The sequence below is a fragment of the Phenylobacterium sp. genome (assembly GCF_044358365.1).
Lineage (GTDB): Bacteria > Pseudomonadota > Alphaproteobacteria > Caulobacterales > Caulobacteraceae > Phenylobacterium.
The window spans coordinates 52,314-60,163 of sequence record NZ_JBIKNZ010000013.1; the positions used below are offsets into that span (position 1 = coordinate 52,314).

The 7,850-nt window shown below is 64.7% G+C and carries 8 protein-coding genes and 2 pseudogenes; 4 read left to right on the forward strand and 6 right to left on the reverse strand.

The window, feature by feature from the left end; translation table 11 throughout:
• Positions 1-374: 374 nt before the first annotated feature.
• Both ACIQ3B_RS05845 and ACIQ3B_RS05850 read right to left on the reverse strand, forming a co-directional pair.
• A complete protein-coding gene (locus ACIQ3B_RS05845) occupies positions 375-908 on the reverse strand; it encodes an SMI1/KNR4 family protein (RefSeq protein WP_397400552.1) in 534 nt (177 codons plus the stop codon).
• Complete coding sequence (locus ACIQ3B_RS05850) at positions 905-1,870, reverse strand: DNA/RNA non-specific endonuclease (protein ID WP_397400554.1); 966 nt, start codon at positions 1,868-1,870, stop codon at positions 905-907. The genes ACIQ3B_RS05845 and ACIQ3B_RS05850 overlap by 4 nt, the downstream gene beginning before the upstream one ends.
• 306 nt (positions 1,871-2,176) lie before the next feature.
• On the opposite strand from ACIQ3B_RS05850, the gene phnC reads away from it, so the two are divergent.
• Genes phnC through phnE form a run of 3 tightly spaced genes read left to right on the forward strand, consistent with a single transcriptional unit; the run spans position 2,177 to position 4,781 of the window.
• On the forward strand, positions 2,177-2,971 hold the full coding sequence (gene phnC, locus ACIQ3B_RS05855; protein ID WP_397400556.1) for a phosphonate ABC transporter ATP-binding protein: 795 nt from the start codon (positions 2,177-2,179) through the stop codon (positions 2,969-2,971).
• Entirely contained in the window at positions 2,968-3,981 is a 1,014-nt protein-coding gene (gene phnD / locus ACIQ3B_RS05860) for a phosphate/phosphite/phosphonate ABC transporter substrate-binding protein (protein ID WP_397400558.1), read from the forward strand. Before phnC ends, phnD begins: the two co-directional genes overlap by 4 nt.
• Complete coding sequence (gene phnE, locus ACIQ3B_RS05865; protein WP_397400560.1) at positions 3,978-4,781, forward strand: phosphonate ABC transporter, permease protein PhnE; 804 nt, start codon at positions 3,978-3,980, stop codon at positions 4,779-4,781. Before phnD ends, phnE begins: the two co-directional genes overlap by 4 nt.
• 12 nt (positions 4,782-4,793) lie before the next feature.
• Here phnE and ACIQ3B_RS05870 read toward each other — a convergent pair whose 3' ends face one another.
• From ACIQ3B_RS05870 to ACIQ3B_RS05880, 3 genes and pseudogenes are all read right to left on the reverse strand, one after another.
• Positions 4,794-5,243 carry an NUDIX hydrolase gene (locus tag ACIQ3B_RS05870; RefSeq protein WP_397400562.1) on the reverse strand — a complete coding sequence of 150 codons (450 nt, stop codon included), beginning with the start codon at positions 5,241-5,243 and terminating at the stop codon, positions 4,794-4,796.
• A 229-nt stretch (positions 5,244-5,472) separates the two neighbouring features.
• Complete coding sequence (locus ACIQ3B_RS05875; RefSeq protein ID WP_397400566.1) at positions 5,473-6,570, reverse strand: glycosyltransferase family 4 protein; 1,098 nt, start codon at positions 6,568-6,570, stop codon at positions 5,473-5,475.
• A 126-nt stretch (positions 6,571-6,696) separates the two neighbouring features.
• Positions 6,697-6,879 (reverse strand): annotated as a pseudogene (locus tag ACIQ3B_RS05880) (helix-turn-helix domain-containing protein); the annotation flags it as partial.
• A gap of 208 nt (positions 6,880-7,087) precedes the next feature.
• On the opposite strand from ACIQ3B_RS05880, the gene ACIQ3B_RS05885 reads away from it, so the two are divergent.
• Positions 7,088-7,726 carry a TetR/AcrR family transcriptional regulator gene (locus ACIQ3B_RS05885; RefSeq protein WP_397400564.1) on the forward strand — a complete coding sequence of 213 codons (639 nt, stop codon included), beginning with the start codon at positions 7,088-7,090 and terminating at the stop codon, positions 7,724-7,726.
• A gap of 13 nt (positions 7,727-7,739) precedes the next feature.
• Here ACIQ3B_RS05885 and ACIQ3B_RS05890 read toward each other — a convergent pair.
• Positions 7,740-7,850, reverse strand: a pseudogene (locus ACIQ3B_RS05890) (IS5/IS1182 family transposase); the annotation flags it as partial.

Below are 7,850 nucleotides of genomic sequence, written 5' to 3' on the forward strand. Positions count from 1 at the left end.
ACCAAGTCCGGCGTTAGCAGCGCTTTTCAGGACATCGGGTCCGCCGGAAGCGCGGGGAATTAAGGGCAAAGCCCCCCCATGTAAAGTGTTGAATTCATGACGGGGTCTGCGGGGGCGGGAAGGGGGTCGAATCAGCGTTCGCCGATGCCTCCTGAGGGCTATCCGGTTTGCCGGGAAAGTGCGGGCCCCGCGGCGGGGTCTTCCCCGCTCCCGCAAAGCCGACTGCTCAAGGCGTCTTCTTGAGGAAATCCTCGGCCGGCCCCTCCCACTGCCCGTTCGCCGCCTGCGTCCAGGACATTCGCCAGGCCCTCAGGCGATGGGCGGCTTCGGCCGGATCATCCAATGCCTTGCGCACGTCGTCGTTTGAATAGGGTTCAAACTTGTGAATAGGGTTCAAACTTGGGCTCGCCGCTAGGCCAGTCCTCATCGAATACATCCGCGAAAATGGCGCCGGTGACTATGCCGGCGAGGAAGTCGGTCATGTCGCAATCAAACAGTTCCACATTGCTGTCCTCGTACCAAACGACAACAGGCCAGTCCTGCGGTGCGCCGCGCGTCAGCCAGAACAGTTCGTCACCATTGTCGGTTCCGCCGAACGCGACGAGCCCCCCGGGGTCAGGCCAAATCGGGTAGGGAGGTTCTTCTTCGCTTGCCAACAGCACGTCACGCGCCGAACCCGCCTTTAGTCTGACCTGGGCGCCGAGCCGCAGATTCACCGTCCATGATTTCGGAAGAAAGACGCTCATGAACTGCATGAAGTAACCCGCGCCATAGGTCGCGATGTAGTCCTTGTAGTCAGGGGGCAGGGTGACGCCGATTTCCCCCTCTATGGCCCCCCACGGCCCCTTATAAGCCCAGAACGGCTCTGAAGGCGGAGGAACCGCCTTGATCAGGTTCTCGATGGTCATTTCCGCTGTCCTGCGGGGTTCCTGACCAAACGCGAGGTCAGCACGCCATTCAAGCCGAGGGCGGTCAGGAAGATCGATTCTGGCGGCAGAATCCCATCATTGTAGAAGGGCCTCGCCGAAAACTCGATGATCTCGCCGTCGCGAACCCGCCGGGCAACGTGATTCTCGAATTTCTGCATCCATGAGTCGTTCGACGGTGTTTGGGTTTGGGTAACAAGATTTCGCATCGTCCGTCCTGATCCGCCAAGCTGTTTGCCGAGCAAGTGGCCGCGCGCCTGGTTGTTCCGACGAGTATCGCCCTTCAAGCCAGGCGGGCGCAGATTTTGATCCGTCCGGGAGCCCGTACCCAACATGTTGGCTGTAATCGTAGCTGTCGTGCCAGTCGCCTGACCTCTTGCATTCAGGTCCTGATACCGGATCTGGGGCCGGCGGACCGGCGTTGGGCGAACGTCTGCCCTCGGTGGCGGCGTGCGAATCTGTGGCGCCGCCCCGAAGGGTGCAGCGCCCGACATAACGGCATCCACCAAGCCGCCCGCCGCCAGCGCCGCATCGCGCCCTCTTGGCGAGGCGTTTGCCAGCGTGGCCAGTCCGTAGCCAAGACCGCCAAGCGGGTGGTCGGCAATGAAGCGGGCCCTGGCTATCGCCTCCCGCTGTGCTGCGCGTTCCAGGGGCGACACCATGGGGTCGTCGACCTCTTGCAAAACATTCGCCACCCCGTTGTCGATCTCCCGAAACCACTTATTGCCGAGCCTGAATGCTGAATCGGGGCGCGCCCTCAGATCAAGGTCTGCGACAGGACTTGCGAAGGGTGAAAAGTACGCCTTGTTAAACGCCGCCGACGGTCCATTCGAGGCGCCCGCTGGATGCTGTTTCTGCAGGCGCTGCTCCCAGGTCATGGCCTCATAATGCGCTCCGAGCGCGTCGAGCGCAGAGCGCGGTCCTCCCTTGGGTATCCTCGCCATCAACATCCTCTCATTCTGGCTTTGTCAGACTTCCGCGCGCGGCGGGCGACATCAACCTGAGTATGACACAGGGCGGGCATCTGGTAAAGAACAAAAAGAGAACAATCTTCCAGATCGGTCTCGCCCTGCCGGTTGTCAGCCCCCTCCGATCACAGACCCTCGTTTTTGAAGTTCTTGTCGGCCCGACGCCATCCGTTCCGCGAACCCCCGCCTGCCACGCATTTCCCCCGCAACCCCGCTGGACCGGAGCCGTCCGGCCGTGCCATGTAGCCGGAGCCTGCCCACGGGAAAGCTCCGACCGCCCACATGTCCGACGCCGCAGTTCTGTCGATACGGAACGCCTCCAAGACCTTTGGCGAGCGCCGAGCGCTTGATGGCGTGTCCCTGGATGTCGCCAAGGGGGAGATGATCGCCCTGATCGGCCCGTCGGGGTCGGGCAAGTCGACCCTGCTGCGCTCGATCAGCGCGCTGCAGACCATCGACGCCGGCCCGGGCGTCATCAGCGCGTTTGGTGGGCCGGTGCAGAAGGACGGCAGGATCGACGCCGACGTTCGCAAGACGCGCACCCGGATCGGGATGATCTTCCAGCAGTTCAATCTGGTGGGCCGGCTCAGCCTGTTCACCAATGTGGCGCTGGGGTCGCTGGGCCGGATCGGGTTCTGGCGCGCGGCGCTGGGCATGTGGCCGGACGAGACCAAGCACGCCACCATGGCGGCGCTCCACCGGTTCGGTATTTCGGACTATGCGACCCAGCGCGCCAACACCCTGAGCGGTGGCCAGCAACAGCGCGGCGCCATCGCGCGAGCCCTGGTGCAGAAGGCCAAGATCATCCTGGCGGACGAGCCCGTCGCCTCGCTGGATCCGGTTTCCGCGCGGCGCGTTATGGATATCCTGCGCGAACTGAACCGCACCGACGGCCTGACCGTGTTGGTTACCCTGCATCAGGTGGACTACGCGCTGCGCTATTGTGACCGCGTGGTCGCCCTGAAGGCTGGACACGTGGTCTATGACGGCCCGGCCAGCGGCCTCAAGACTGAACAGCTTATCGACATCTACGGCCCGGAATTCGAGGACGTCTTCTGGGAAGGAGCGCCGACATGAACCGCCGCATTCTGACCGCCACCCTGCTGGCGGCCGCCCTCGGGCTTTCCGCCTGCGGAGAGAAGGCCGAACAGCCAGCTGCCGGCGCCCCGCCCACCGAGCTGACCTTCTCGATCCTGTCCGCCGAGAACCAGGCCTCGACCCAGCCCCTGTGGCAGCCGCTGCTCGACGACATGTCGGCGCAGATCGGCATCCCGGTTAAGCCCTATTTCGCCACCAACTATACCTCGCTGGTCGAGGCGATGCGGTTCAAGCAGGTGCAGCTGGGCTGGTTTTCCGCCTCACCGGCGCTGCAGGCGATCAAGCGCGCTGACGGCGAGGTCCTGGGCCGTGTGGTCGACGCCAGTGGGGAAGGCACCTACACCTCGGTGATCATCGCGAGGAAGGGCAGCGGGGTCACGCTGGAAAAAATCCTGAAGTGCGACAAGACGATCTCGTTCGGCATGGGCGACACCCAGTCGACCTCCGGCACCCTGGCGCCAAAGACCTACCTGTTCACCCCCCGCAACATCGACCCCCAGGCCTGCTTCAAGACCGTCCGGGCGGCCAATCACCAGGCCAATGTGTTTGCAGTCGCCAACGGCGTGATGGATGCGGCCACGAACAACTCCGTCGGCCTGCTGTTCGCGGCCCGCCAGAATCCAAAGGTGGCCGAGAAGGTGGAAGTGATCTGGTCATCGCCCCCGCTGCCGGAATCCTCGATCGTCGTCAGGCGTGACATGGACCCGGCGCTGAAAGAGAAGATCCGCCAGTTCTTCCTGACCTATGGCACAGGGTCCGACGCTGCGGCCGAAAAGCAGCGCGAGGTCCTGAAGGGCCTGGCCTATGGCGGCTTCCGCCCCGCCGACAACACCTACCTGAACCCCGTTCGCGAGATGGAGGCCTCCGAGGGGCTGGCCGTCGCCAAGCGTTCCGGCGACAAGGCCAAGATCGCGGCGGCCCAGGCGGAGTTCGACAAGGTGACGGCCGACGCCGCCAGGTCACGCGCCGAAAACCCGCCCACCCCATGAGTGTCCAGCCCACGCCCGTTCCGCCGCCGCCCAGCCGCACGCTGCTTCAGCGGGCGCCCGACCTCTTGCTCTGGGGCGGGGTGTTCGTCCTGCTGGCCATCGCGTTCGGACCGGCTGAAATCCGCAAGATCCCGCTGCTGTTCTCCAACTCCGCCAACATGCAGGAGATGGGTCGCGGTTTCACCCAGCCGGACTTCACGGACTGGCGTCTCTATGTCGCGCAGATGTGGCTGACGGTGCAGATCGCCATCTGGGGCACCTCGCTGGCGGTGCTGATGGCCATCCCGCTGGGCCTTCTGGCCTCGCGCAACATCACGCCGGCCTTCATTCAGGTGCCGGTCCGCCGGTTCCTCGACATCGTGCGCTCGGCGCCGGATCTGGTGCTGGGCATGATCTTTCTGGTGGCCGTGGGACCCGGGCCGCTGGCCGGTGTCATGGCGCTGGCGATCAACACTTCCGGCGTGCTGGCCAAGCTGTTCTCCGAGGCGGTGGAGTCCATCGACAAGGGCCCGGTCGAAGGCGTCCGGGCCACCGGGGCGGCGAAATTGCATGAGATCAACTGGGGGGTCATCCCGCAGGTGGCGCCGCTCTGGACCTCCTATGCGCTGTACCGCTTCGAATCCAACAGCCGCAGCGCCACGGTGCTGGGCCTGATCGGCGCCGGCGGTATCGGCCAGGTGCTGTTCGATTCCCTGAACGCCTTCGCCTACTCGCGCACGGCCGCCATCGTGCTGGTGATCATCGTCGCCGTCAGCCTGATCGATATGCTGAGCCAGGCGATCCGCAGCCGCCTGCTCTGAAGAAATAGCCTCTCAGGTCTTGAACTTCGTCAGCAATGCCCGGAGTTCAGGCTCGTCGACCATGCCGGCCGCTTCGGCGGGCGTGGTCCAGAGCCGGCTGCGTTGCCCCAGTTCCGGCCAGGCGGCCCGCTCTTCCCGCACCTCCAGCGCAAACACCCTGACCCGCACGTGCTGCAGCCGACCGCTCTTCAGCCGCTTGCCGTAATGAAAGACGCCAAGGCTCTTGCGCGCCAGCTGCCCCAGCACGCCGGCTTCCTCGAAGGCTTCCTGGGCGGCGGCGACGCCGGGCTTCATCAGCTTGATGGGCCAGCCCTTGGGAATCACCCAGCGCCGCGTCTCGCGTGAGGTAATCAGAAGGACCTCGACCGCACCATCGGGCCGACGACGCCAGGGCAGGGCCGCATACTGGTTCCGCGGCTCCCGGTCCGGTTCGGCGCGTATCCTGGTGACCCTTTTGGCCATGGGCGGCTGCACGCTCCCGCGTCGAATGGGTCAAGGGTGAGAGCCTGTCCGTTTCAGATGGAATCATCGGAAACGGATAAACAAGCTCGTTTTCATACGTTTAGAGCGCGACGGGCGCTTGAACCGATATCCACTTCAAGCTGTCGCGCTATAGCCCGGGGAATGGCGTTTACACACCGGCCCGACGATCACCAAACTGATTGTCACAAATTCGTCATATACGTCCTGCTCAGGCGTCCTCGGGCGCCTTGCGGCGCACCCGCGCCAGGCGGCGCAGACGACGCCAGAACCGGGATTTCTCGGCTTCCGGATAGGGCTGCAGGTTCTTCACAAAGTCCTCGGCGCAGGCTCGCCAGGAGAAGGTCTCTGCGAAGGCGCGCACGCGTGAGCGGTCCAGATCCAGCGCTTGCAGGCAGGCCTCCCGCAGCCCCTCGGTCGCCGTCAGCGCCAGCACGCCCGCACCCGAGCCCGGGATCAGGTCGATGGGGCCCGGCGCCGGATAGGCGGCCACCGGCGTGCCTGCGGCCATGGCCTCAAGGATCACCAGGCCAAAGGTGTCGGTGAGTGACGGGAACACGAATACGTCGGCCCAGGCGTAGCAGGCGGCCAGTTCCGCTCCGGACTTGGGTCCCTTGAACACCACGTTCGGATATCGCGCCTTCAATTCATCCAGCTGTGGACCAGGGCCAACCACCACCTTGGTGCCGGGCAGGTCGAGCGCGACGAAGGCCTCGATGTTCTTCTCCACGGCCACGCGGCCGACGTTCAGGAATATGGGTCTGGCCAGACCTTCGAAGATGTCGGGCTCACCCTCCGCCCGGGGGTGGAAGATCTCGGTGTCGACGCCGCGCGACCAGGCCGAGATGTTGCGAAACCCGTGGCGCGACAGTTCCTCGCGCATCGTGGGCGTGGCGACCATCAACCGGCCCGACGGCTTGTGGAACCACTTCATGTAGGCATAGCCCGCCGCCAGCGGCAAAGGCAGTCGCGCCGACACATATTCCGGGAAGCGCGTGTGATAGCTGGTGGTGAACGGCAGCTTCCACTCCACACAGATCCGCCGGGCCGCCAATCCAATGGGGCCTTCGGTGGCGATATGCACGGCCTCGGGCTCAAACGCCTTGAAGCGCTCCTGGATGGGCTCGTACACACCGATCGCCACCTTGATCTCGGCGTAGGTGGGCAGGGGGAAGGTCTTGAACTGGCCGGGGTGGATGACCTCGACCGTATGCCCCATGGCCTCCAGTTCGCTCACCACACGGGTCAGGGTGCGGACCACGCCGTTCACCTGGGGTTCCCAGGCGTCGGACGCCAGCAGGATCCGCATGGGCCGTTGCGCATCGCGCGGTGCGATGATCGCCTCACGCAGGCGCCGGTCCGACCGCATCGGCTTGGGCGGCTCGGTCCTGGACAACGCCTCGGTCTGGATCCACGCCCAGAAGGCGCCCAGCAGCGCTTCCTTGGTGGGGAAGTGTCGATAGACGGTGCGTTCGCCAACCCCGGCCTCCCGGGCGACATCGGCGAAGCCCAGGTCTTCAAGCGAGCGGGTTTCGAGCTGACGCCCCACGGCGCGCAGGATCTGTTCGCGGGTCTCTTCGCGTTGACGCTCGCGGAGGTTCGGCGAGGGGCTTTTCATGGCAGTGGAACTGTCACGAAACGATATGGCCTGTCAACGTGGGCCTCATAGCCCGCGCTCTACGGCAGATTGGTGACTCGGCGCCCATTCGGCGACCAGTTTCAGGCAAATGGAGGCGAACAGATGCTACGGTATGGTGGCGCGCGCGACAGACGGCTACGAGATGCGGGACGAAGGCTTGACTTCGATTGAATACGGACAAGGTCCGATGGATGACCGCACGCCTCTTGCCAGGGCCACGCCGAAATCGCTCCGGACCCGCGCCCGGATTCTGGAATCAGCCATGCAGCTGTTTGTCGAAATCGGGTATCACGCAGCCACCAACGCCGTGATCGCGGACGCCGCCCACCTCACGCGCGGTGCGATGCTGTATCACTTCGCCACCCGGGAAGATCTCGTCGAGGCGGCGATCGAGTACATCGAACTGCAACGTGCGCGTCTGTTCGAGAAGGCGGCCTCAGCGCCGACCGCGCCCGGGGTGGATGCGGCAGAGCATGCCATCGATGTCTACTGGTCCATGCTGCACGAGGCGCCTTTCCAGGCCTTCGCTGAACTGGAGGCGGCGTCGCGGACCGACGCCATGCTTCGGGAACGGCTGGCCGGCGCCCGCAGCGAGTTCGACCGTGCCCAACTGGGGGGCGACCGGTTCGGCGCGCTGGTGCAGGCCGGCGTCGATCCGAGATTCCAGACCAGCCGCGATCTGGGACGTTTCCTGCTGGAGGGCCTGGCCAAGGGCTCCATGACCTACGATGAAACCGCCCGGCGCGAGCGCCTGCTGACGGTGGTCAAGCGCGCCGTACGCATGCTGAACCGCAAGGGTGACCTGCAGGATCTCTGGACGCACTAGGTTCAGTGGACACTTATCGTAGCCATAGAGCGATGGCGGCGATGGTGACGACGGCGAGGTAGTTCCTGGCGGTCTTCTCGAAGCGTGTAGCGACACGTCGGTACTGCTTGAGCTTTGAGAAGCA

What these genes read in the sequence shown, in the direction of transcription:
- ACIQ3B_RS05845 (WP_397400552.1), bottom strand. Translation starts at nt 908, where the DNA reads ATGACCATCGAGAACCTGATCAAGGCGGTTCCTCCGCCTTCAGAGCCG.
- ACIQ3B_RS05870 (WP_397400562.1), bottom strand. Translation starts at nt 5,243, where the DNA reads ATGGCCAAAAGGGTCACCAGGATACGCGCCGAACCGGACCGGGAGCCG.
- ACIQ3B_RS05875 (WP_397400566.1), bottom strand. Translation starts at nt 6,570, where the DNA reads ATGCGGATCCTGCTGGCGTCCGACGCCTGGGAACCCCAGGTGAACGGC.
- phnD (WP_397400558.1), top strand. Translation starts at nt 2,968, where the DNA reads ATGAACCGCCGCATTCTGACCGCCACCCTGCTGGCGGCCGCCCTCGGG.
- ACIQ3B_RS05850 (WP_397400554.1), bottom strand. Translation starts at nt 1,870, where the DNA reads ATGGCGAGGATACCCAAGGGAGGACCGCGCTCTGCGCTCGACGCGCTC.
- phnC (WP_397400556.1), top strand. Translation starts at nt 2,177, where the DNA reads ATGTCCGACGCCGCAGTTCTGTCGATACGGAACGCCTCCAAGACCTTT.
- phnE (WP_397400560.1), top strand. Translation starts at nt 3,978, where the DNA reads ATGAGTGTCCAGCCCACGCCCGTTCCGCCGCCGCCCAGCCGCACGCTG.
- ACIQ3B_RS05885 (WP_397400564.1), top strand. Translation starts at nt 7,088, where the DNA reads ATGGATGACCGCACGCCTCTTGCCAGGGCCACGCCGAAATCGCTCCGG.